This is a genomic window from Rhizobium sp. ERR 1071 (genome assembly GCF_007828675.1).
GTDB lineage: Bacteria > Pseudomonadota > Alphaproteobacteria > Rhizobiales > Rhizobiaceae > Rhizobium > Rhizobium dioscoreae.
The window spans coordinates 174,967-199,868 of sequence record NZ_VITM01000009.1; the positions used below are offsets into that span (position 1 = coordinate 174,967).

16 protein-coding genes are annotated in these 24,902 nt (G+C 60.0%); 2 read left to right on the top strand and 14 right to left on the bottom strand.

Features of this window, described 5'->3' with window-relative positions; translation table 11 throughout:
- From FBZ99_RS25705 to FBZ99_RS25730, 6 genes are all read right to left on the bottom strand, one after another.
- Positions 1-2,403, bottom strand: coding sequence for a cellulose synthase (locus tag FBZ99_RS25705; protein ID WP_442966513.1), 2,403 nt, complete (start codon positions 2,401-2,403; stop codon positions 1-3).
- Positions 2,394-3,443 carry a glycosyl hydrolase family 8 gene (locus tag FBZ99_RS25710; protein ID WP_145635596.1) on the bottom strand — a complete coding sequence of 350 codons (1,050 nt, stop codon included), beginning with the start codon at positions 3,441-3,443 and terminating at the stop codon, positions 2,394-2,396. The genes FBZ99_RS25705 and FBZ99_RS25710 overlap by 10 nt, the downstream gene beginning before the upstream one ends.
- Positions 3,440-5,950: a cellulose biosynthesis cyclic di-GMP-binding regulatory protein BcsB gene (locus tag FBZ99_RS25715; protein ID WP_113352456.1), complete on the bottom strand. Its 2,511-nt coding sequence runs from the start codon at positions 5,948-5,950 to the stop codon at positions 3,440-3,442. Before FBZ99_RS25715 ends, FBZ99_RS25710 begins: the two co-directional genes overlap by 4 nt.
- Positions 5,950-8,139, bottom strand: a complete 2,190-nt coding sequence (gene bcsA, locus FBZ99_RS25720) for a UDP-forming cellulose synthase catalytic subunit (RefSeq protein ID WP_113352455.1) — start codon at positions 8,137-8,139, stop codon at positions 5,950-5,952. The genes FBZ99_RS25715 and bcsA overlap by 1 nt, the downstream gene beginning before the upstream one ends.
- 60 nt (positions 8,140-8,199) lie before the next feature.
- Positions 8,200-9,156 carry a cellulose biosynthesis protein BcsN gene (bcsN, locus tag FBZ99_RS25725; protein WP_246661199.1) on the bottom strand — a complete coding sequence of 319 codons (957 nt, stop codon included), beginning with the start codon at positions 9,154-9,156 and terminating at the stop codon, positions 8,200-8,202.
- Positions 9,157-9,432: 276 nt separating this feature from the next.
- Positions 9,433-10,341 carry an alpha/beta hydrolase gene (locus tag FBZ99_RS25730; RefSeq protein WP_113352453.1) on the bottom strand — a complete coding sequence of 303 codons (909 nt, stop codon included), beginning with the start codon at positions 10,339-10,341 and terminating at the stop codon, positions 9,433-9,435.
- A 298-nt stretch (positions 10,342-10,639) separates the two neighbouring features.
- Here FBZ99_RS25730 and FBZ99_RS25735 point away from each other — a divergent pair, with 298 nt between their 5' ends.
- On the top strand, positions 10,640-12,829 hold the full coding sequence (locus FBZ99_RS25735) for a TonB-dependent siderophore receptor (RefSeq protein ID WP_145635598.1): 2,190 nt from the start codon (positions 10,640-10,642) through the stop codon (positions 12,827-12,829).
- A 198-nt stretch (positions 12,830-13,027) separates the two neighbouring features.
- Positions 13,028-13,609, top strand: a complete 582-nt coding sequence (locus tag FBZ99_RS25740; RefSeq protein ID WP_145635600.1) for a dienelactone hydrolase family protein — start codon at positions 13,028-13,030, stop codon at positions 13,607-13,609.
- Between the two features lie 97 nt (positions 13,610-13,706).
- Here the strand turns inward: FBZ99_RS25740 and fhuB are convergent, their stop codons facing one another.
- The 8 genes from fhuB to FBZ99_RS25780 all read right to left on the bottom strand — a co-directional run bounded on the left by fhuB (position 13,707) and on the right by FBZ99_RS25780 (position 24,806).
- Entirely contained in the window at positions 13,707-15,698 is a 1,992-nt protein-coding gene (gene fhuB, locus FBZ99_RS25745; RefSeq protein WP_186450353.1) for a Fe(3+)-hydroxamate ABC transporter permease FhuB, read from the bottom strand.
- Positions 15,695-16,570: an iron-siderophore ABC transporter substrate-binding protein gene (locus tag FBZ99_RS25750; RefSeq protein ID WP_186450356.1), complete on the bottom strand. Its 876-nt coding sequence runs from the start codon at positions 16,568-16,570 to the stop codon at positions 15,695-15,697. Before FBZ99_RS25750 ends, fhuB begins: the two co-directional genes overlap by 4 nt.
- Positions 16,571-16,589: 19 nt before the next feature.
- Positions 16,590-17,402, bottom strand: coding sequence for an ATP-binding cassette domain-containing protein (locus FBZ99_RS25755; RefSeq protein ID WP_186449575.1), 813 nt, complete (start codon positions 17,400-17,402; stop codon positions 16,590-16,592).
- Positions 17,403-17,468: 66 nt separating this feature from the next.
- On the bottom strand, positions 17,469-17,942 hold the full coding sequence (locus FBZ99_RS25760) for a GNAT family N-acetyltransferase (RefSeq protein WP_113352450.1): 474 nt from the start codon (positions 17,940-17,942) through the stop codon (positions 17,469-17,471).
- 59 nt (positions 17,943-18,001) lie between these two features.
- Positions 18,002-18,592 (bottom strand): sigma-70 family RNA polymerase sigma factor, encoded by a 591-nt coding sequence (locus tag FBZ99_RS25765; RefSeq protein WP_145635602.1) that lies wholly within the window; start codon positions 18,590-18,592, stop codon positions 18,002-18,004.
- Between the two features lie 164 nt (positions 18,593-18,756).
- Positions 18,757-19,476 carry a 4'-phosphopantetheinyl transferase family protein gene (locus FBZ99_RS25770; RefSeq protein WP_145635605.1) on the bottom strand — a complete coding sequence of 240 codons (720 nt, stop codon included), beginning with the start codon at positions 19,474-19,476 and terminating at the stop codon, positions 18,757-18,759.
- A complete protein-coding gene (locus FBZ99_RS25775) occupies positions 19,477-20,796 on the bottom strand; it encodes a lysine N(6)-hydroxylase/L-ornithine N(5)-oxygenase family protein (protein WP_145635607.1) in 1,320 nt (439 codons plus the stop codon).
- 32 nt (positions 20,797-20,828) lie between these two features.
- Entirely contained in the window at positions 20,829-24,806 is a 3,978-nt protein-coding gene (locus FBZ99_RS25780) for a non-ribosomal peptide synthetase (RefSeq protein ID WP_186450354.1), read from the bottom strand.
- Positions 24,807-24,902: the final 96 nt, after the last annotated feature.

The following is a 24,902-nucleotide window of genomic DNA, read 5'->3' on the forward strand; positions in this document are numbered from 1 at the left end:
TCAATACTCTCCCCGCGGCGGATGTAGCGTAAGCTGGAGGTCGCGCAAGCCACGGCTGCCGTCGCGGCTGCCGGTTGCGGCGACGGCGGTGAAGATGCGTTCGGCGTCGTCGTACATTTTCAGATTGAGGTAGCAGTATCCGCGCAGCACCATCAGATCGACGCGCTCCTGCTGCAACTGCGCGCGCTGGTCGAGATAGAGCAATGTCTCGTGATAGCGCTTGCCCTCGAAGGCCGAGAGTGCGCGGTCGGCCAGTATGGCGACCTGCAATTCGGCAGCGCGCTGGTGGTTCATCGGCGCCTTGGTCGCAGCGACGGCGGCATTATTGGCAAGGCCGGCCCGCAGATAGGCAAGGCTCTGTCCGTAGGCTGCTTCTTCGCGCGATTTCGGATCCGTGTTGCTCAAGGCAACATCAAAGGCTTCTACCGCTTCCATTGGCCGATTGAGGTTCATCAGGCACCAGCCGCGAGAAAGAGCACTAGCAGGCGTCAGCAGCCGCGCATTGACGGTGGTATTGCATCCCGCCGCGTGCCGTGTCGAGCGGGTCGCCACCCGGGCACGCGTCTCCGGTTCGGCATAATTCGGGGACGGCGCACGGCGCACAGGGGCTACTCGTTGCACCGGGGGCTCAGCGTTGACGTAGGGCTGCGTTACAGGAGGCTGGGGCGCGACCTGAGAGGCCATCGGTTGCAGGTTCTGCGGTTCGCCTTGCTGCATCGTTGTCTGGGGCAAGGTTTGTGGGGCAGGCTGCAGTGTCTGATTGGGAGACGGCAGCGGTTCTGACGTCGGCGTGCGCGGCGCCGGCTCGCCGAGTACGGCGATACGTTGGGAGCGATCGGCCCACAGTCTCTGGACTTCGGCGACGCCCACACGATCGTTCAACTGGTTGCGCGTAATCGCAAGGCCGTAGGCGGAAGGCTCGTCGTCGGGTTTCCAGCGCAAAGCCGTCTCGAACCAGCGAGCAGCGGCCTGCGGCTGGTTCATCGAGCGAGCAAACCATCCGAACTGCTGAGCCGTCGGGACATATTTCTGCTTCACGACTTCCGCGGCGATACGGCCCAGAACATCTTCGCTAAGGCTGGCCGGCGGTTGGAGCGCCATCAGATTGGCGGTTGCCGCAAGGTAGGTCGCCATCGCGTCCTTGGATTCATTGCGCCATTTATACATGGCGTCTTCGGCTTCCTGCGGCTTGCGGTCGGCAATCAGCACCAGAGCCAGCCCCTGCGAGATTGTGGCAGAATCTTCCTTCTCATGCGCGGCTTTGAACCATTGCTCGGCGTCGGGATAATTGCCGCGGCGCAAATCGTACCAGCCGAGGAGCGCATCATCGGATGCAAGGCCCTGACTGCGCGCGACACGCTCCACTTGAGACAGATAGTCTTGCGATACAGTCAGTTTGGGATCGTCATTGCCCTGGGCAACGAAGCGGCGAGCCAGATCGGTCCTTATGCTATCGAATTCGCGCCCGCCGTTGCCGTCTGGTTTTTCCAGAGACAAGAGATCCTGCATCGGCTGATAGGGCAGCAGGGCCGCCGCCTTCTGGATGGTCGCAAGTCTCTCCTGCGGATTGGTGCAGGTCTTCAGAATATATTTGTAGGCGTCCTGGCCGCGGGCTGCACGATCGGTGCGGATGAAAGCTTCGGCGACGCGCCAGAGAACGTCGATATCGCTGCAGGTCAGGAGGCTCGGCGTTCTGGCGCCGATGTCGATCACAGTCTGATATTGCTTCAGATCGGAGGCGTTGACGAGCCGCGTGCGTGCTTCCGCGATATCCAGACGCTCCAGCAGATCGGCGGGCGGTTGCCATCCGGATTCGGTTGTCTGGCGGTCGGCAATGGCCTTGCGCACCTCGGCATAACGGCCCTCTGAATAGAGCTGCCACATGGCCTCGAGCTGCTTGTCGCTGTTTCGCGGAATGGCCAGCGGATCGGCAGGCGGCGTCCAGTTCGGGTAGAGCGTCTGCAATCGGGATATTTCTGCCTGGAGCCGCGCCTTGTCGCCACGGCTTGCAAAATAGCGCAATGCGCTTTCATCGACCTTCGGTTGATTATCGGCAGCTTGTGCCGGATTGGTCTGCTGAGCCGACGGCTGCATTGATTGCGGCTGCGCCTGCTGTTGTGAAGTTTGGGCGATTGCGTCGGGGGCGGTTCCGTTTGCCGGCTTGGAGGGTGGGTCGGAGAGAACCGCCGATGGTGCAGCCGCTTGTATATGGTCGGCGAGTGCTTGCAAGTCGATCGGCTTTCCCGAGCTACTATCAGCGACGAGTATCGCCTGCGGCTCGAGGCGTGCCGACTTTGCCAGCTTGATCTTGTCTTCCGGCGAATCGTGATCCTTCGTCGCGAGCGTAAATCCCGCCACGGCGACGGCCAGGAAAGCCATGATCAAGGTGGACTTTATAAACACTCCGGATGTCTCTCCGTGACGAAAGCCAGGCTCAACAGCTGCAAGGTGGCTGGATAGTAAAGCGATGGGGTGAACTGCCGAACCGAAGCAGGCAGTTTCGCTCCGCTCACCACACACGCCACAACATCGTTAACAATTCTATAACCCGGATCTGGAAGCAGGTCCTTCGGCTTCCCGGTCGTCAGATCGATCGTTGCAGGTTCGTCCTCCTCGACGGTCATGCCCTGCTGCAGACGCGAAAGCAGCGCCTTGTCGCCGATGCCTGCGCGCGCCAGGTAAAGCGGGATCCTGACGCTATTATAACCGAATTCCGCCTCGAAGCCGTCTGCCGGTTCCGGCTTCGCCTTCACGCTAACCCAATCGGCGGGAAGCTTGCGCGGACCAAATTGCAGGGCGCGCAGCAGGGCAAGGCCATCATCGCTGAGCTTCTGCCAGCGATCGGAAGGCACCAGCAGTGCCATGACGGGAATTGCCTCGAAGACCCAATAGGATGGATTGATGACGGGTCCATCCTTGCGCCCGGGCGGGCGATAGCCCTCTACACCGGGAATGAGCAGTGTCCGCCCTGCGGAACTGATGACGACATGGGACAGGATGGACTTGGCCATGCTCGCAGCCGCCTGCAGATAATCCCTGTTGTTCCAGGCCGAACCCGCCAGGGCCAGTGCGTAGGCAATCAGCAGATCGCCATCCGAAGCGTTGTTCGTGTCCGCCACATGTGGAACAGCAGTCGGATCCCATTTCCAGACGGCAAGGCCGTCGTCGCGCAGCAGTAGCTCCGTGCGGGTAAAATACCAGATCTGTTCGAAATCGGCGGGATTGTTGGCGAGATAGGCAAGCAGCATGCCGTAGCCTTGGCCCTCGCTGTGGCTGATGCCGCCATTGCCGTTGTCGATGATGCGCCCGTTCACATCGAGGAATTTCGCCTTATAGGCAGCCCAGGCCTGCGGATCGATTGCCGGCCGCTGGGCGGCAGCCGGTTGCGCTGCTGTCATCATGGCCGCGCTGCAGATGGCAAGAACAAGGTGCCGGAGTTTCATTCGCGCCTGCCGATCTTGGAAAGAACGCTTGCCGTGCTCACCCCGAGCAGGAAGGAACCCACCACGAACAGGAAGGCGTAGGACAATATGTTGCTGGAAAGCCAATTTGCGGCGATCAGCCGATAATTCGTCAGCGACCAGGGTTGGGAGACGACAAAGGTGAACCGGCTGACCGGCACGGTATCGATCTTTCCCGTCTTGCCGGAATAGACGGTGATGCGGCCGCTGATCTGCGACCAGGTATGCTGCGCACTCATCGCCTCGGCACCCGCTCGCAGGTCTCCGGCACTGGGCGCGGTGACAACGGTCCAGGTCGCGTCATTGGTTGGATTGGCCTCCTGAGCGATCAGGAAGCTGTTGGCATTCGATGGGGTGAACACCTGCTCTGAACTGGGGATGAAGCGAAGCGAGCTCAAGGTGATATCGAAATTGCGGTGCATCCATTGCTGGAAGCTCTGCATCTGCCCCTGCAGCAACCCGCCGCTGATGCGGGAGCGCCAATCGGCGATCGTCACGGACGCTTCAGGTATGCTGCCTTGGCCCGGGGCAGGCGGGCGCCAGGCCACCTGGCTCGAGGCGGAGATATTCATTTGTGTGAGGATCGTCGACGGCAGCTGCGAGACGGAACCGATGAACAGCGCATTGCGGCTCCCGACCGTACTCGGCGAGGCGGTCGGTTCGAGCGCGATGGGATGGCCGGCGACAAGCGCCATCTGGCCGAGGAGCGTCGCGGTCGCAGACAGCGTGTCGGTGTCTGCGCGGTCGATGAAAAGCGCGGTTGGCTCGGTTTGGCGGTTGTAGGGATAGCCAGTGCCGGCAAGGGCTGCAAGGTTCGGCCGCTGAGCGATCCTTGCAAAATCCGGGACGGTGAACTGGCTGGTATCGAACAACGCGAAGCGGGGCGTCGTGCTTGAGGTCGCTGCGGGCGCGCAGGCGGTATCCTCTTCTGCCAGCAACATGGCTTCTAGCGTGATCGTGTTCAGACCCGGCTTGAAATGGCGCATGGTGATACGGATGGGCAATTGCCGGAAAATGCCGCCCCCGGTTGCCGTGATCGGCTTGGTCGTGGCGATGCTGCCGTTGACGTACACGTCGATATGACTGCCCGGACGCACATCCTTGGCATAGGCCGCATCGAGCAGGATGGTGGCCTCGCCATAGGCATTCGCATAGAAGTCGGACGGGATCGCCACGTTGAAGCTTGTATGGAAACGCCGTCCGGAAAATTCCGTCGTCCTGACACCCAGCTGTTCGAAGGAAAGGCTAGTGCCCGAGTAGATGAGCGGGGCGTCGGGTGCGGACCATCGTTGCGTTAACAGCAGATCGCGGCGGGTATTGGGGTCGCGGTCAGTCGGCGAAACAACCATGTCGATCGCGGATGCGATCGCCTGCCAGGACGGGCCGCTGATAAGGAGAAGCTGCTGACCGCTGCGTGGGTCCGTCGCAAAGGTCGCCAAGGCCCCATTTTGGGCCGCGGCTGGAACGGCAAAGACGGGCTGCAGCTCCGCCGGCGTGCCGACGACGACGGTCATCTTGCCGGGGCCTGCTGGAGGTAGGGCATCCGTGCCGAACGAAAAGGCTTCGTTCGGCATTCCGCTCAAAAGCGCCAGTCCCTGTGCCAGACGCAGGATCGGCTTGGTCGTTCCCGGTTGAGCCAATGCCGGCACGACCAGATTGAACTGTGTCTTGCCGGTACCGTCGACACCGATCGCGCGGATGGCGTCGGTGGTGGTGAGTTTCTCCGCTTCGCGACTGGCGAAGCTGAGATAAGTTCTTGCGGGATCGATATCGGACCAGAGCTCGTACGTCGACGGAATGTCGCAGTCGACGCGGTGGCGCTGCGTCGCCTCGAAGGTCAACAGATTGGCGCCGGGCTGCAGCAGCCCGCGCGGGATATCGAAGCTGATATCCGACTCGTTGTCCGAGGAGCCGATCTGCTGCTGATGGACGGCGCGGTCATTCACGAGGACCGTAAGCTGCGATGCCTCCGGGGCGACGACCACCGCGTTCTGGTAGGCAAAGGTAAGTTTCGCGGGCGCCGCCGCCTGCTCCGGCGTCAGATAGATCGACCAGGATTTGCGGTCGGCTTCACCCTCCAATCGCAGCTTTGCGTAGGGAACGACATAGCGGCGGAATGCCGACGGGTCGGTGCTGGCGGTTGCCTGTTTCGCCTTTGGCGCCACTTGCGGTGTCGTCTGGGCGGGAGTGACAGGGGTTGTGACCTGCGGCGTTGCCGTCTGTGGAGTAACGGTCGGCGGCGTCATGACCAGGGGCGGAACAGCTTGAGGAGCTACGGTCTGCGGTGCTACGGTCTGAGGAACCGTGACCGGAGGCACCGCTGCCTTCGGTGGCTCTGTCTGCGGCACGGCAGTTTGCGGAGTTATGATCTGAGGCACTGTCGGCGCTTCGCCTTTCGGCCGCTCGCCGGACATGTCGAAAGGCATCGTCTGGGCCTGCGCCGTAACGGCGCCAAGGATAAGCAAGAGAGCGGGGAGGGCGCGGTTCATCAGCTTCTGGCCTTCGCATCCTGCCGCTGCTGTGTGCGATCCGAGCCAACACCCCTGAACAGGTAGATCAGACCCCGGCTGGTCTGATAGAGCGACATGCTCAGAAACCAGAAGGTTCCGCGGATGATGCCCGGATTGCGCCGCCGCGCCTGCTGGAACTTCGTCCATTGATCGGAATTGGCAAAGACGAGGTCGGCAATCAGGCGATGGTCGGCAGCACCCCTCGGAACATATTGGCAGCCGATGGCGGTAATATCGCCCATCTGCTCGATATTACGAACGACGACCGACAGGGTCACCATGTCGGCGCCACTATAGGGCTGGAAGCGGATGATGGCTTCCGAGCCGACCGCGACCGGTTCCAGATCCTTGTTGAAGACGTTCAACCTGGCGCCATGGACGGAGACGTCCTCGATGGAAGCGGAATTCCAGCGGCCGTCGATCCCGAACTCGCTGCGGCGGTCGACTCTGACGCGCCGCGAAGATGCACGCTCGCCACGTTCGGAGACGACGCCGAGAGCGCAGCCGGAAAGGACGAGGTTGATGATGTTCCAGCCGCCGACGACAAGCGTAACGTCGGCCTTATAGGGCTCCGCATAGACGCGGTAGATTGTGACCGCCAGTGCGATGATCTGAACGGCGAAAATAACGAAGAACGGGCGGCTGATTTCCGAAAGCCGGCTGACGGCGATCGATTCGTCCTTGGCCGTGACCTTGAAAGTCGGCTTGCGGGGATTGAGCATGACCGAGACGACGGCCGGCAACAGGTGCACCGTCTGTACATATTCATAGAGTTCGGAAATCCACGGCCAGCGGAACGACCCGTAGAGATAGTTCTGCATCATCAGGTTCACGAGCATATAGGCAAGGGTATAGGCGAGGAACTCGCTGCCCGATGCCGTGAAGATCTCGAGATCGAAGAAGAGGTAGAAGAGCGGCGCAAACAGGAAGATGACGCGCGGAAACGGAAACAGCCAGAACAGCGTCGACGACATGTAGCAGAGCCGTTGCGGCAGCGTCAGGCCGCGCTTCAGGAGCGGGAAGCGGAAACGCAGGATTTGCATCATGCCTTGCGCCCAGCGGCTACGCTGACCGATGAAGCTTGCGAAGGTCGCCGGCTGCAGGCCGGCAATCAGCGGTTTGTCGACATAGATGCTATTCCAGCCGGCGCCATGAAGCGCAAGCGCGGTTTCGCAGTCTTCCGTGATGCTGATGCCGCTAAAGCCATTTTGCGATTGCAGCGCCTTGCGGCTGAGCACGGCGGCCGAACCGCAGAAGAACGCGGCATTCCATTTATCGAGGCCGCGCTGGATGATGCCGTAGAACATCTCGTTCTCGCTCGGCATGCTGTCGAAGGTGCGCAGATTGCGCTCCAGCGGGTCCGGATTGATGAAGAAATGAGGGGTCTGAACGAGAAAAAGCTTCGGATCGTCCTCGAAGTAGCCGACGGTTTCGCGCAGGAAATCACGCGCAGGAGCATGGTCGGCATCGAAAACGGCGATCAGGTCGCCGTTCGAATGCTCCAGCCCGTTGTTGAGGTTGCCGGCTTTGGCATGTTCGTTGCGGTCGCGCGTCAGATATTCGACATCCAGATCGGCGCACAGCCGCTTGAGCTCGTCATGGCGCGCGATTGCGGCCTGCGATTCCAGGATTTTGGTCGAATTGCGCTTCTGCAATGTGCCGCCATCGTCGAGCAGCCACACTTTGAGCTTGTCGGCCGGATAATCCATCGCCTTGGCGGAGGCGAGCGTGTTGGCCAGAAGATTGGTATCTTCGTTATAGGACGGAACGAAAACATCGACGCTCGGGAAATTCTTGGTTTCGGAAGCGCGCTTGGTTCGTGGCGGCAGCGGAGTAGCAACGATGAAGAGGCTGAGCATCAGCATCGCCACGTTGTACATTTCGGCGAGATAGAGCAGCAGCCCGGGAATGAAGTTTTCCAGCTGGTTTACGGGCGGTATCGTATAGGACGTGCGCCAATAGACATAGCGCAGAACGATGGCCGTGCCGAAAGCGAGCGCCACGAGCCGCCATGTTCCCTGACGCTTGAGGATCTTGATGATCGCCATCAGGGTGACAACCACGGTGCTGGCAATCAGCTGCGTTTGAAGGTTGACCGGCAACGTGATCAGCACGATTCCGCATAGTGCTATCACGGCCCATATCAAGATGCTGCGTGCAGTCTGCATCGGTGTCCCTTCAAAGGTATTGCCAGACGCCATCCTGGCGCCCCCAAGCAGCGCCGCCTGCTAGCGGCACCCCTGAGATATGCCAGTTGCCCCGTTACAGTCCGGTAAAGGCACGACGATATTGCTTGCAGTATTTGCAGGTGGCGGCGCCGCCATCGAACTTGCACCATTCGCGCCATTCGTCTGCGGTTGATCGTTCTGCCCATCCGGCAGCGGTACGCGCGGGCCGATCATCGGCGGCAGAGCTGGCGCCGCCTGCGGCTGGGGCTTCATCATGATCGGTCGGCGCACGACCGTAGGACGCGGTGCGGCGGGGCGGTTCTGGTAGCCGATGCTGATGGGTGCCGTGCGATAAGGGGTGGCGTCGGGATAGACCGGTTCGCCGGGCTTGCCCAGAACGGCATCCGCGCCGCGGGGCGCGCCGAAAGGGTTGAGTGCGGCGCCGGCAAAATGGCCTGCGATCGTATAACCATAGACCGTGCTCAACAGCTGGCCTTCGCTCGCATGGGCGTCGCAGAGCCGGATGCGCACCTGTACCATGCCGAAATTGCGTTGCTCCTGGGGCGGCGCAAAGCCGGCCTTCACCTGCTGCCAGGCATAAAGACAGGTATCGCCGGCGCGGCTCTGGCCGGAGGCGTAACCGAAGGGGCCATAGTTGTTTTGAACGAAGGTTGCTGAGCGGGCGAGCCGAACGCCGGGCACGGCAGCCGCCATCTCACGTGCAATCGCGCCGTCGCTGATCGTATTGTAAGGCCGGCTTCCGAGTCCCGGATTGGAGCCTGTCAGCCCAAGAAACTGAACCTTCAGGAAATTCTGGCCTGAGACGGAAGATGAGGTGGAAAGCGCGATCGTCTGCTCGACATCCTTGCCATGCCTGCGCTCGACCACGTTTATGATCGCCGGTCCGCCTGGCGGCGGAAATGCCAGTGCCTTGTCACTCGAGACCGTTTCCACGCCGATCGACTGACGAACCTGGCCGGTTGTGGTGCAACCAGCGCCGATGCAGGCCAGTATCATCAACACTATCGTCTTTGAAAAATGCATCTCTTAGATCGCGGCAATCCTGTGTGATCACATTCATCGGCAAATTGCGCGACGGTCTTTGGAATCAAGTGCTTGTATTCACTATAGCAAATAAAGGTGATTATGGTTAACCAAGGGTTAATTTTAGCCGATTGGTGTACCGCAAGAGGCCTGAAATGCACGCCGAATACGCCCTCTCGCGCCGAATGCACGAAGAGCGATGCAGAGTCGGAGATTAAGCTACAACTTTAGGCCGCAAGCCTATGAATTTCAGGTCGATTTCTTTCTTTGAAATGCGATCTGGACGGCTCGGTTCAGCGCGACCGGGAGGACCGACATATGGTTCTCTCCCGCATATTCCTCAAAGGTAATCGTTTCTGTGGATGACGCCAGTTTGGCCCATCTCTCAGCCATGTCGCGGGCGAGTTCTATCGTGCGTGTTTCTCTTGCCCGTTCTTGTCGTTTTTGCTCCTCGGCGGTGCCTTTATGGAAGGGCGCCAAGGTCTCGCCTTCATACTGACCGGCGGAAAGATGCAGTTCCATATCGAGCGGCTCTTTGTGCCTGTCGAGGAATTCTCTCTCCATCGAAAGAATAGCGGCATCTTCCCAGTAGATCGCCGGGCTTGCGGAAATCCAGCGACTGAAGGCATCGGGTTTACAAAACAGCGCGTAGAGCGTGAACAGGCCGCCGAACGAATGGCCGAAAAGTGTCTGGCGTGAACGGTCGACCGGGACCTGCTGCTCTATCCAAGGCTTAAGCTCATCCTCGATGAGCGCCAGAAAACGTTCGCCGCCGCCGGTCTTCACATCCGGCGTATCGGGGAAGAATGGCGGATAGACGCGTCCGGGCGGTGGGCTCAAATCCCAGGAGCGGCGCAACGGGTCATATGGCTCGTCCGTGGGATAGCCGATGGCAACGATGACACCTTCCGCGACATTGGTTCCGTTCGGATAGCTCGCCTGTACTTTGACTGCGTCGACAGCGGTCGCAAAACAGGCGTTCCCGTCGGTCAGGTATAGGATCGGCCAACCCTCCCGCGGTGCCGGCTTGTCCGGGCGATAAAAAAAGATCCTGTGCGGATGATCGGCATTGTCGAACTTCAGGTCAATGAATGTGCAGCCGGGAAGGGTGACCGGCGCCAGAATGGCAGCGGCAGTATGTGACGAGGTATGGGACATGGCCTCTCCGGCTGACCGATCATGTAAGGCGCAGGAGCAACGGGCGCCGATGTTTGAAAGATGATGAAATTTCTCATATTATGAGTGGTGCGATCTGGCAAGCGGGCCAAATGCTTCGCTAAGCGTAATTTTTAGGTGTCTTCCGCAATCCGGTATTCGGCCGCCGGAGCCATTCTGCAACATGAGGGTGGAAACCAATAAAAAATATGACTCTTGCACTCATGTATTCTTGACGCCGGCGGTGCCTGCGAACTAATTTGCGCCATCTTTTTCAGAAACGGGCAGGCGCAAAGGGCTTATGAGGCAGAAATCCCATAATTATATCAGTAATTTGGCACGTAAGAGATTCCAGCTTGCGAGCAGCGCCACCGCACTTGCAACACTATTTGCTTTCAGTGGAAATGCCTTTGCGCAGGACGCTGCGGTCAATGCGAATGATGGAGGTGCCACCCAACTCGCGCCGATCGTCGTCAGCGGACAGTCGGGCGACGCAAGCGATAATACGACCGTAGCGGCAAAGAAGAGCCAGGGTGCCACTAAGATCAATACGCCCCTGGTCGAAACCCCTCGCTCCGTCTCGGTCATCACCAAGAAGGAAATGGAAGAGCGCGGCGCGCAGGACATCGTCGAGGCTGTGCGTTATTCTGCCGGCGTCCAGACCGGCTCCTATGGCTTCGATCCGCGCTTCGACCAGATCTATGTTCGCGGTAATGACATCACCACCGACGGCGACTATCGCGATGGGTTGCGTCAGCCCTATATGAACTACGCCATGTTCCGGACTGATCCCTATGCACTCGACCGTGTCGAGATCATCAAGGGGCCTGTTTCCGTTCTTTACGGTGCCGGTTCTCCGGGCGGCATCGTCAACAAGATATCGAAGCTGCCGACAGACGAGACGATCAGGGAGGTCGGTGTTCTCTACGGGACATCGGACCGCGCGCAGACGATGTTCGACTTCGGCGGTCGGGTCAATCAAGACGATGACAGCATGCTGTATCGCATCGTCGGTCTGGCGCGAAAGGGCGACACCAATTTCGATATCGCCGACGATCGTTATCTGATCCAGCCGTCCTTCACCTGGAAGCCGGACGACACGACGAAAATCACCATCTATGGCTCGGCGCAATCCACCGAGACGGACGCAAATCCCGGCGCAATGATCGGCCCCGATGGCAATGTTCTCGATTATCGCGACAGCGACCCGGATTACGATTATCAGAGGACCAAGCAGCAGCAGGTCGGCTATCAGTTCGAACACGAGTTCGACGGCGGCTTCACCTTCCGTCAGAACCTTCGCTTTTCGCATCTTGATCTGAAAGCACGCTATCTTAGCACCTACAGCTGGGTCGGAGACGTCGCCCAGCGCGGTGTGACTGCGATCGGCGACAGGATGAATGTCTTCCAGGTCGACAACCAGCTAGAATCCAAATTTGATACCGGCCCGGCAGCCCATACCATGCTGTTCGGTCTCGACTATACCCGTATGAGCGATTCATTCGCCTATGGGATGGATGCAACGACCAGCACCGCTTATGACTTCGATATCGACAACCCGACCTACGGAGTATCGGGTCCGACGCCCGCCTATAATGTCAGCCGGGTTGATGGCCGCCTGCAGCAGTTCGGCGCCTATGCCATGGATCAGATCGAACTCGACAAGTGGCGCTTCACGCTTGGCGGCCGTCAGACCTGGGTGAAGCAGTCGACTGACACCACCATTGTCTCCACCGATACGACCACGAACGACAGCCTCAACAAGAATGCGTTTTCCTACCAGCTCGGTGCAGTCTATCTTTTCGACAATGGCATTGCGCCTTTCACCAGCTATTCGACCTCCTTCAATCCGGTCACGGAGCGGTCTGCATCCGGCAGCATCCTCGATCCGGCTAAAGGCGAGCAGTATGAGCTTGGCGTGAAATATCAGCCGCCGGGCACCGACATCCTGCTCTCAGCCGTTGCCTATCACCTCGTCGAGAAGAACAAGCCGGTCCTGGTCGACCCGCTGACGCTCGTCTATGAGTCGCTGGGTGAGGTCACCAACAAGGGGATTGAGCTGGAAGCCAGGGCTAATATCACCGATGGCTGGGACGTGATTGCCGCCTACTCTTACAACCATTCCGAAATTACGCGGGGCGACGATCAAGGCAACGCGCCTGCGGTGACGCCAAAGAACATCGTCAGCCTATGGTCGAATTATACCTTCCAGGAGGATTCGGCTGCCAAGGGTCTGACCGTCGGCGCCGGCATTCGCTATACTGGCGAGACCTACACCAGCACGGCCAATACCGCCAAGAACGACGCGAGCTTCTATCTCGACGCTGCGCTTTCTTACGACTTCGGCGCGATCGACCAGAAATACAAGGGCCTCACCGCTTCTGTTGACGTCCGCAACATTGCCAACCGCCGCCTGACGGTCTGCAACGAGGGCTATTGCTACCTCGGACAGGGCCGCAACGTCACGGCTTCATTGAAGTATCGCTGGTAAATTTATCGGGGCGCCGTATTCTGTGCGGCGCCCGCTCCGCCCTGATAGTCTCCTCGTCGGCCGAACTCGACCTTATTGTAAGCAAGGCTACCTTCCCGCCTGAGTCTATCGCGCAAGATATCCGCATTCTTGCCGATGCGGCGATGAGGCTGTAGCCTGGCAGAAAATGTGCCCGACCATTCCAGGGGGAGGTTCCGTATGGCGGAGGTCCTTTTGTTCCACCACGCACAAGGATTGACCCCGGGTGTGTGCGCGTTCGCTGATGTGTTGCGGGGCGCCGGTCACATCGTGCACACGCCTGACCTATTCGACGGGCGCACTTTCCAGAGCATCGAAGACGGGCTCGCTTATATCGAGGGGATTGGATTCGACCATATGCGGGAGCGCGGTGCCCGCGTCGCCGACGAGCTGCCTGCTGCACTTGTCTACGCCGGGTTCTCGTTCGGTGTGCTACCTGCCCAGAATCTGGCCCAGACACGGCCCGGAGCCCGAGGAGCTCTCTTCTTCCATTCCTGGCTGCCGATCAGTGGCGAATGGGCCTTCGGACCTTGGCCGCATGGCGTCCCGGTCCAGATTCATGGGATGGAAAACGACCCAATCTTCGTAAGCGAAGGTGATATCGATGCCGCCCGTGAGATCGTGGCAAGGGCCGAGGACGCGAAGCTTTTTCTTTATCCCGGCAATCAGCACTATTTCGCCGACAGTTCCCTCCCGTCGTATGATGCGGATGCAACCGCACTACTGACGAGCCGAGTGCTTGAGTTCCTGGATCGTGTCTGATCGAAGCCAGTGTAGCAACACACGCACACTGCCCGTCTTCGGCTACAGGCATCCCGTTTGCATATATGCGCGCTCGGGGAGCGTCTGCTACGTCAGACTATGCCGCTCTGCGCCGCTTCATCAGCAATATCAGCAGCAGCGGAGCGCCGACGAGGGCGGAAACCAGGCCGGCGGGCATCTGGTAGGGAAAGGCGATCATTCGGCCGAACCAGTCCGCGAGCACCATGAGGCCGCCGCCGGCGAGTGCCGCGCCAGTAAGCTGGGGTGCGGCGCGACGCAGGCCGAGCTCGCGTGCCAGATGCGGCCCCATGAGGCCGATGAAGCTTAAGGGGCCGACAACGAGGGTGGCGGCTGCGGTCATGGCTGCGGCAAGAGCAAAGAGGCAGGCCCGGGCAAAGTTGACGCGAACGCCGATTGCCTGGGCCGCCTGGGTCCCAAGCGGCAGCAGATCGAGCCAGCGACGGGTCAGAAAGGCAAGCGCAAGGCCTGTCGTTGCTGCTGTCGTTGCAGAGATTGCCTTCGTTGTATCAACGAGATAGGCTGATCCGCTCATCCATTGCATCACGATCATTGCACGCGGATCGCCGCTCGCGGCCAGCACGCTGATGAAGGCATCCAGCATGGCTCCGAGCGCAATGCCGGTCAGAAGTACCCGTTCCGGCGCGAAGCCGGACCGGATGCCGAACAGGAAGATGGCGATGAGGACGGCGAAGGCACCGATACCACCGAAGCTTAGTTGGGCGGCCATGCCGGGAGCGGGCAGAAGGAAAAGTGCGACGGTGACGCCAAGGGTAGCGCCTGCCGAAATGCCTAGAACCTCCGGACTTGCCATTTCGTTGCCGCTGAGCCGTTGCAGGATGGCGCCGACGACGCCAAGCATCGCGCCCGCAGCAAAGGCACCGGCGACGCGTGGAAGGCGATAAGGCAGCACGTCGGGCCAATGGGGATAGGCAAGCAGCGTCCATGTTCCATCCGGTGCGCGCCCGAAGAAGACCGCGCCGGCCAGCAGAAGCACGAGTGCCGGAACTGATGCAAGCAAGAGTACGCGCGGCGTATGTAAGGCGCTGTTCGCATTCCGAGAGGGAGACGGCGTGCTGCGTTGCACGGCCTTCAGGCGCGGCAGCATCAGGAGCAGCAATGGCGCGCCCAGCAAAGCGGTGATGGCACCCGTCGGCAGGAAGGTCGAAGAGGCCCCAGAAAGCAGCATCACGGCCTCATCGGTCAGCAGCAGCAATCCTGCGCCGATGAGGGGCGACCAGACGAGCTGGCTTTTCATCTGTCGGGCGCCGGCAAGCTGAGCGATGCGTGGCGCGATGAGACCGATGAAGCCGATGACGCCGACCGCGCTGGTGACGATCGCGGCAAGCGCAATCGCGATGCAAACGGCAGCAATGCGCGTGCGCTTGACCGACAGACCAAGTCCGCTCGCGCCGTTATCGCCTAACTCCATGAGTCCCAAAGGCCGCGCCATGAGCAAGGCCGCGGAAGACAGGATGAGGATTTTCGGAAGAAGGGAAAGCGGAATGGTCCAGCTTTGCTGCGCCAGCGATCCAGCCCCCCAGATGAAGAGGCCGGAGAGATAGCGATCGTTCATTAGGACGAGAATGGCGGCAAGCGCTCCGCTCCAGACGCCGACGATCAGGCCGGCGAGCACGAGTGCCAAGGGCGAGAAGCCCCGCCTTGCACCGATCAGGAAAACGACTGCCGCAGCGGCGGCGCTGCCGAACAGGGCAACGGCGTCGCGGCTGAGGCCCTGAAGGGCCGGAAAGGCGAGCATGACGGCGACGAGCGCAAGATTGGCGCCTGCGGAAATACCAAGTGTGGATGGCGAGGCGAGCGGATTGCGCAGTGCTTGCTGCAGCAGGCTTCCAGAGAGCGAAAGTGCGGCGCCGGCCAGCAATGCGGTAACGATCCTCGGCAGGGTTGAATAGACGAGCAGCAAGCGCTGCGGATCGTAACCTGCTTCCTGCTCGAACAAGCGTGAAAGGTCAGGCGCCAGTTGATGCCAGGCAAGCAGGCTGGCGAGCACGAACAGCGTCAGCGCCACGGTTGGAGCACCGAGGAGGTTATTTGCTTCGGTGCGGATCATGCGACTGTTTCCAAATGGTCAAGCAATATGCGCGCGAAGCGCTCCGCTTCCTGCACCATGCCGAACATCAATGTGCCCGGCAGCACGGAGACGCGTCCGTCTCTAACGAAAGGGAGGCTGGTCCACAGCGGACTATCCTGCAGATTGTCGAGAACGTTCGGCGGTAGCAATGGTTCGAATGCGATGAGGCGCAGGCTTTGATCGAGCGTCGCCAATTGCTCCAGCCCGATCGTCTCGAAGCCCCAGTAATCGCCCGGTCTGGCCCAGGCGTTTTTGAGCCCAATCCTGGTCATGACGTTCTGGTAGAGGCCAGCGCCGCAATAGATGCGGGCATGGCGCGGGTCGACAAAATTGATGAGCGCCAATGGTGGAGGGTTGAGCTTTTTGACGCGGTTTGCGCAGTCGTCGAAGAATTGTTCCGACCGGGCAAGGAATTCTTCCGCCTGTTGCCGCCGGCCGATGGCGTCGGCCAACTGACGCGTCGCCTCGATGGAGCGTGGCAAAGCTTCGCCGCCTTCGGCATAGATCGTCAGTTCCAGGACCGGCGAAATTGCCTCCAGTTGCGGCTTCAAAGGCGTGAGATAAGGCGTCGTCAGGATCAGAGCCGGCTTGACGCTTGCCAGGACCTCGAAATTGATCTCGCTGGTGGTGCCGAGATCGATGACACCTCCAGGCATTTTCGGTTCGACGACCCATGTGTCCCAATCAGCAAGCGAGGCGATGGCGGCGGGCGTGACGCCGAGCGCGAGCAGTGTCGACGCCAGGCCGTAATCGAGGGAAACGATCGGGCCGGACATGGTTTCTGCAGCCACATCCGCTTGCGGAACGGCAAAAAGTGCCGCAGCAGCAAGCAGCGTGCGGCGGGAGAGCATCAGGTTCTCGAAGCTGCTTTCAAATGACATAGGCAAGCGGCGTTCCATGCACGGGATGGGCGGTGACGCCCATGTTGGTGCCGTAGATCGTATTGAGCGTTTCGGCCTTCATGAGGCTTGGCGACGGGCCTGCTGCAATGAGGCGCCCTTGCTTCAGCGCATGCAGATGATCGCAGAAATGTGCCGCGACATTGATATCGTGCAGGACGAGAATGACGCTCAGATCCTTCGTCCGGCAAAGCTCGCGCACGAGCCCGAGGATTTCCATCTGGTGGGCGATGTCGAGTGCCGATGTCGGCTCGTCGAGCAACAGGCAGCGGCTGTCCTGGGCAACCAGCATCGCGATCCAGACACGCTGGCGTTCGCCGCCGGAGAGCGTATCCACCATCCGGCCTGCCAGCGTATCGACATGCGTGAGCTTCATCGCGGTCTCGACTTTTTCCCGATCGATATCGGTGAACCGCCCGAGCGCGCCATGCCAGGGATAACGCCCGCAGGCGACAAGCTCCTCGACGGTCATGCCAGCGGCCGAACTGGTATCCTGCGGCAGATAGGCGACGGCGCGGGCAAAGGCGCGCATGTCATAGGAGCTGGCGGCTACGCCATCGAACAGGATGCGCCCGCCGGTCGGCTGAATCTGTCGAGCCAGCAGTTTGATCAGCGTGGATTTGCCGGAGCCGTTATGGCCGATCAGACCGGAAATCTCGCCCGCCTTGAAGCTGATATCGAGCGGGTGAAGAATGGTCTTGCCGTCGACCTCGAAACGCAGGCCCTCCGTCGTGAAGACGGTTGCGTGATTCTGATCGTATCCGGTGATCGTTTTGTCGTTCATGGTCATTATCATTCCTGCTGAAGCGTGCTGGCTTCGTGAAATTCCGATGGCCGGCGGGTGGCCGGCTTAGTTTATCGAGGTCAATGGCTTGACGAAGAAGAGGCACGGATCGCTTTCACGCCAGAGGGTCGGGAATATCTCGGCGCGGATGAAGCCGTTTCTATCGTAGAAGGCGCGGGTCTTTTCATATTGCGGTTCGTCCCTGCCGCGCGGCGCGAGCGTCTTGACCGTCAGGAGCTTGCAATCGGAAGAGCGGGCGAAGGTCTCGGCTGCGGCCAGCAATCGCTTGCCGACGCCGCTGCGATGGTGTCGGCGCCTGGTTGCTATCACGAGAATCTCCATGGCGGCTGGCGGATGGGCGCGCAGCGCAACGAAGCCGGCAACGGTATCCGCCTCGACGCAGCCGAACATCGGCAGGGTCTCCACGGCACCCGCACAGGCTTCGATGACATCGGGGTCGGTAAACCAGTCGGTCAATTCCGACATGATGTCACGACAGATGGCGCCTTTAGATTTGGTTATCTCGATGGCTTCCTGCATCTGTTCTTCCCTTTCCTGGCGGTGGAGCGCGGTTCGCAGGCGATGGTGGCGAACCACCATCAGGCCCGCATCTCGCGCACCCGTGTTGTTCGGTTTCGTTTGTGATTGCCGCCGGCAGCGCAAGCATGGTCGGCCTCGAGCGAGATGGCGGCGAGGCATCGCGAATGCGCCTCCCGCAGAAGGCCGCAAACAAGGGCGCAGGATACGCCCGCCTCTTTGGCAATGATGTTTTGGGGGATATCGTCGAAATAGTGCTCTTCGTAGAACTTCCGGGTTCTGGCGGGCATGGATTCGACCGTGCAGCGGAAGGCCTTGTAGGCCTCGGCCTCGTGAAGATGCTCCTCGGGGCTTCCATAGGCCGAGGTATTGCCGCCGACTTCCTCTTCGACGAACAGGCCGCGCTCATATTGCCGGCGCCGCATATGATCGGTTGCCAGATTGCGCACCATGCGCATCACATAGGGCGTCGGAGCCGCTATATCCTCCTTCAGTGGCTTGGAGACCAGTTGCAGGAGAACTTCCTGCACGACATCCTCGGCCAAGCTCATGCAGCCTGTGATCCTGCGTGCGACGGAGAGGAGCTTCGGATAGGCGTGAAGTGCTGTTTGGAGTTGCTCATTGGAAGTCGACTGCGAATGGTTGGCAATCATGTCGGGCTCTCGCTGAAATCCAAAGTTGCATTTCTGTGTGCCCCTCTTTTTGAGAGGGAACCTATAAAACATGACAATGATAGTCAAGATAGCGGAGTCGAAAAGTGAAGCATCTCCTAAATCAAGGTTTATCCACCTGATTTTATTTTAATTTTTTTAGCAATCTAGAAGAAAATCCCGCTTTTGTGATGCTGCCATTGCGGCCGTGCCACAGCTCTTGAGGTCGCGATAGCCCATTGAAAATCCCCGCTTTCTCCATTGCTGATCCTGCCGGAATGGATGAAAATCGCTTCGTCCGATATCTGGCTTTTGCTTTCAAAGGTTGTATTTCCCGGCGCCAGCATCACGCCTTGCGGGTCGGCCAGAAAACCCTGGCCGAAGCATTTCAACGCAGCCTCTTTCTGAACCCAGCAGGCGAGAAAAACATCGTGGCGATATCGCTCATCCAATTGATGCACCTGATTGAGCTCTTGTTCGGAAAGGATCATCGGCATGATCTCGAAGGCTTCCTTCTCCGAAAATGCGTCGAGGCGCTCGATATCGATACCGATGCGGCCGCCGCGACAGATCGCGAGCGCTATGTGGTCTTTGGTGTGCGAGAGATTGAAGTCAATGTCGGGGTAATCACGCAGGTAGGGCCTGCCGGAAGGGGTAATCGCGAGACAAAGTGCTTGCGGGGCGCAGCCAAGCAGATTGGCGATAATGCTTCGGCACAGCACCCGTCCGGCAACGAAAAGGCGCCGCGCCGGGCATGATCTGAATGCTGCGGCACGGCTTTTTTCTGCCTCGCTCAAAATCGAGTCCGGTACGGGAAGCTCGTCAGACAGGTACAGGCTATGAAGCTCTACCTGCGCTGTCTCTTCCCCCGGTTGGGCCGTCTTCACCTATTCCGCTGCCTGTCCCATGTGAGAGGGAAGGTTCGACGGCTGCCCGTGCGTTTCCCACTGTACGATGGGATCGAGCTGATCGAGATCGAAATGCGGGCGACCGAGCAATGCATTGGCAATCACGGCGCTGCGCCATGCGGCGAGGCTGAGCTGCGGTTCGGCGATGCCGTGGCTATGGCGCCCGGCATTGAGAACGAAGATGCGGTTTTCGCGCGGCCCGTCCCATGCCAGCGAGAAGTCGCTTTCCAGCACCGGTTCACCGATGGAGTTGAGTTCGATGCGATTTTCAAGCGAATGCAGGAATTGCGGAAGGACAAAGCGATAGCCGGTTGCAAAGACGACCATGTCGACAACAAGCGTCTCGACGCTGTCATCGAAACCGTTGCGCATGGTCAGCGTGATTTCGGGACCATCCTGCTCGGCTGCGATGACATTGCGGAACGGGCGCAGCGATATGCCGTGATCGGGGTGGCCGCCTGCATCGAGCTTTCGTTCGTAGAGGCGGCGATAGAGCTTTTTCAAGGTGGAGGCGGAAACGCCGTCGCTCGCCAGCACCTGCCGGCGTGTGTGCGTGAGCCGCAGCTCTTCGGGAAGTCCGTGGAAACGCTCCATATAGCCTGGCGTGAAGAGCTCGTTGGTGAATGGCGTCGCGTCGAGCGGCTCGAAATTCGGCCGGCGGCTGATCCAATGGATGGACGAAACCCTGTTCAGATCCATAAGCGCATCGACGATCTCCGCCCCGCTTTGGCCGCCGCCGATGACGGCAACACGGGGCGCTTTGACATCACCCATACGCTGCGTCGCTTCGCTGCTGTGGAAGGTCATGGATTTGGGTAGTTGTTCGGCCCAGGCTGGACGAGACGCGATCTTGCCGACGCCGACGGAGAGATTGCGGGCGCTGATCGCGCCATCCTCGGTGGCAATGGAGAAGAAGCCGTCGTTGGCGTGGACCTCCCGGACGCTGGCGCCGAAGCGCAGCGACGTCAGGCCGCGCGCGACCCATCCGAGATAGTCGGCGAATTCTTTGCGCGGAACGGCTTCATATTCCGCATTGAGAAATTGATAAAAGCGTTTATGCGCAACAAGATAGGAGAGGAAGCTCCACGGACTTGTCGGGTTGGTGGCGGTTACCAGATCTTTTAGAATGGAGGTCTGCATCTCTGCGCCCGGCAGCATCATTCCTGGATGCCATGCGAAGGATGGGCGCCGCTCGAAGAAGCGGACGGAAAGTTGCGGTATGGAATCGAGCTGAGCGGCAAGGCTGAGGTTGAAGGGACCGATACCGGCCCCGGCGAGGTCGAGCACGTGCGATGTCATGATGCAGCTCCAGAATTATGTCGAAGAGGGGGTTACTTGACGGCGTCTTTGGACAGCGGCGCCGGCGCAAAGGCATGATCGAGCCGCCGGGCGAAACGCTGATGGAAGGGCGTCTTGCCGATGATCGTCAAATGGTTGGTGCCGGTGACGATCTCCGATGCCGTGGCATTTGGCGAATAGCGCCGCCAGTCGATGACGTTGAGGGCGCGCGTGAGGGAATCCTCGGCCGCAAAGGCATGGATGCGGAAATCGGATTGTTCCAGGCGGTAGTTACGGAAGATCATCGCGTTGTCGATGAGAATCCAGAACGTGTGCTCTTCCGAGCCGATATCGGGGCCATCCGTCGGCAGTTTGACATTATGCTTGACGACATGGTGGAGGAACTGTTCGTAAACCTCCTCGTTCATAGCTGCGAACAGCCTTTTCCAATCCTCGCGCATCGGCGTGGTGGCAAGCCAGCTCTGCACGGCAGCATGGGTACGATCTCGGATGCCGTCTTCGAAGCGCGGCATGATGCCGACGGTAAATTCCTCGTCCATGTCGCAGACATCGACCATGCCGATCATGCGCAGATCGATGTCATTGCCGAGCTGACGGGCGGCTTCATAGGCGAGCAGCCCGCCCCACGACCAGCCGAGGAAGGCGCATGGCCGGCCCTTGGCTTGTCTGCGCACGGCTTCCGCATAGCGCGCCGTGATATCTTCGACGCGGGTACTCAGCGTCTTGGTCTCGGTCAGTGAATAGCAGATGAAGCCGGTCGCCGGCTGTTCCGGCCCGAGATAGTCGACAAGCCGCATATATTCGCGCGTGCTGACGAGCAGGCCCGGGAAGCAATAGAGCACCGGCCGGTCGCCATTGCGTCTGAGGTAGACGACGTCGACGCCGGTTTCATCGCGACTGCCGTCTATCGCCAGTGCCAGATCGCGCACTGTCGGATGGTTGAACATGTCGGCGATCGACAGCGGCCATTCGGGATGGCGCATCTTCAGGCGCGAGACGATGCGCACGGCCATCAGCGATTGCCCGCCAATATCGAAGAAATTCTCCGTGACACCGATATCGCCGATGTCGAGGATGTCTTTCCAGACATCCAAGATTGCTTTTTCCTTGTCATTGACGGGCGCCGCCATTTCCCGTTCGATGCGCGGTGCCGGCAGGGCGGCGCGGTCCAGTTTGCTGTTCGGCCCCATCGGCAGCCTGTCGATCAGCATGATCGTTTGTGGCACCATGTAATCGGGCAGGGCGGTCATGGCGGTGCGGCGCAGTTCTGTCACGCTCAAGCTTTCGCCCTCGCGCGGCACCACATAGGCGACCAGAGAACTACGTCCGCCGTCATTGTGCAGGAGGATGACAGCCTCCGCGACACGTTGGTCCGAGCGCAGCACAGCTTCGATTTCGCCCGGCTCGATGCGGAAGCCGCGCAATTTGATCTGGTGATCGACGCGGCCGGCGAATTCGACAATGCCGTCTTCACGCCAGCGGCCGAGATCGCCCGACTTGTACAGTCGTCCGCCCGGTGTGAAGGGATCCGGAATGAAGCGATCAGCCGTCAGCTCCGGCTGGCCGAGATAGCCGCGGGCCAGGCCGCTGCCGCCGATATAGATTTCGCCGATTACACCGACCGGGACGGGCGCGAGGTCGGCATCGAGCACATAGATGCGTCGATCGCCAACTCCGCGGCCGATCGGCGCGACGGTCCCTTCGAAGCGAGTTCCCGCCGGGATCTTCCAGATCATCGGCGTCATGATCGTTTCGGTCGGACCATAGCCGTTGATCAGCAGCTGCGCCTTCAGGTTCTCGGTGATCATGTCAAACACCGCCTGCGACAGCGCCTCGCCGCCGAAGGAATAGAGCCGCAGCCGCGGGATTTCGTTGTTCTCGCCCGCATATTCGGCAAGGCCGCGCACATAGCTTGTGGGCAGGCTGGCATTGTTGACGCCGTGCCGCTTCATGGCTGCAAAGGCATCTTCAGGCGTGGCAAGCTTGTCTTGCGTCAGCACCACACCGCCGCCTGCCATCAGTGGCACCATCCAGCGCTCATGGCCGCCGTCCGAAGTGAAGGGCAGTACCGGATATTCGCAGGACTCCTCGCTCATTTCATAGATGCGCAGGGTCGCCTTGCAATGGTGGGCGAGCGGGCCGTGCTCGACGGCGACGCCTTTCGGCACGCCCGTCGAGCCTGACGTGTAGATCACATAGGCAAGTTGCTGCGGGGCAATGATCGTTGCCGGTGCGTCGACGCTCTCCGCGGACAGGTCGATGGCATCGAGATTAAGATAGGGTGTTGCGATATTGCTCGGCAGGTTGGCGATATGCTTTGCCCGGGAGATGACGAGCGAGAGGCCCGGAGCGGTCAGGATGTGACGATTGCGGGCCTCAGGATGATCCGGTTCCACCGGCGTGAATGCGCCGCCGGCCTTCAATACAGCAAGAATGGCGATGATCGCGTCGATCGATTTCTCAAGGGCGATAGCCACGCGTTTTTCCGGGCCGATCCCCATCGCGATCAGCCGATGGGCCAGCCGGTTGGCGGCAGCTTCGAGTTCGCCATGTGTCACGGATTTCTCGCCCTGTGCGACGGCAAAGGCGTTCGGCCGCCTTTTCGCCTGCGCGGAGATGACCTCGTGGATCGGTGTGCCGTCGTCCGCTTCCGGTGCGTCGGGATAGGGTGCGGAAAGTCTCTCCAATTCCTCTGGCGACACGAAGGGGATGTGTTTGACCTGTGCAACGGGATTGGCATTCAATTGCGCAAGCGCAATGGCAAGATCATCGGCGAAGCGGATGATCTGCTTTCGATCATGCTTCTGCGGGTCGAAGCCGATGCTGATGCGCAGTTTGCCTGCGGATGCCGGGGAAACGGTAACGACCAGATCGGCATCGCGGCGCGGCTGCGGTTCGATGGGGCTGCGCAACGCGACGTCGCTCGAGGTTGCTTCCAGGAGACGCAGGGGCGGACGCACATCGAGGAGCGTCTTGACGAGGCCGGTGGTGTCGAAGGATTCTTCCCGTCTTATCAACGCGTCGGCAAGGGCCTCGAATGGCAGGAATTGCCGATTTACGGTCTCGATTTCCTTGACGAATGCATTGCGAACGTCCTTGAGCGTCATGGCACCGTCGAGTTCCGGCGTCAGGATCAACACGTCCTCGTTGCGGGCGGCAACTCTTTGCCTTTTCGAACGCGTGACCAGGCCGATCCTCTGAGTGCCGTATCCGGTATGGCGCCGCAGGGCGATCCCGAGGGAGGCAAGCATGTCCTCGGAGATGTCAGCGGACGATTGTATCGGCACGTCGAGCGTATGCTCGAACCATGCCTCGTCGGCCGTGTTCTTTCCTGCCGATGTTTGCGGCAGGAGCGACGCAATATTCTCCTGACCCGTCAGCCGCTGGAACCAGAAGTCGATTAGCTCCGGTGCCGCAAGGCGTGGTGCACCATTGGCAATCATCCACGAAGCGGCGTCGGGCAACGCCGTCTCTACGATATCCGCTGGGTCATGACCGTCGATGTTGCGAAGGAAATCCGTTGCAAGCAGGTCGAGCGCCGCAGCGTCGGCGAGGATGGCGTGGAGGGAAAATAGGGCACCCACCGCCCGCCCTTCTTGCGCCAGGAGAATGAAACGGGCCGGATTGCCATCGGTAAGGTCGATCGGGCGGGCCTGTTCCGCCGTAGCCGCCGCGGTCAACGCCTCGTCCGGGTTTTCGCCTGCAGTCAGCGTCGTCTCGATGATCTCGACGAAACGGTCGTTCTTCAGGATCTGCTGGACGGCGCCGCCCGCCCGCGTCTCGAATTCCGAGGTGATGAGGGGATGTTGTCGAGAAAGTTCTGATAGGCCCTCGCGCGCGAGGTCAAGAGAGATCGAAGAGAAGACGATCCCGAGTATTTGTCGCCCGTAGACGACTTCGTTACCCGTCTCCGATAGGAGCCAGATACGTGACTGTGCTGGCGATAGCGAGCATTTGGCGAGGTAATCCGTATCGTTTGCTGCCTTGGCGTTCCGATCGTGGACAGTCATTTCTTCGCCATTCTCCCCGGGTGTACTGAAATACATATCTAATCAGTCGAAATAAAATAGCGTATACATCTCAATATCTATTGTAGATATTAAGTT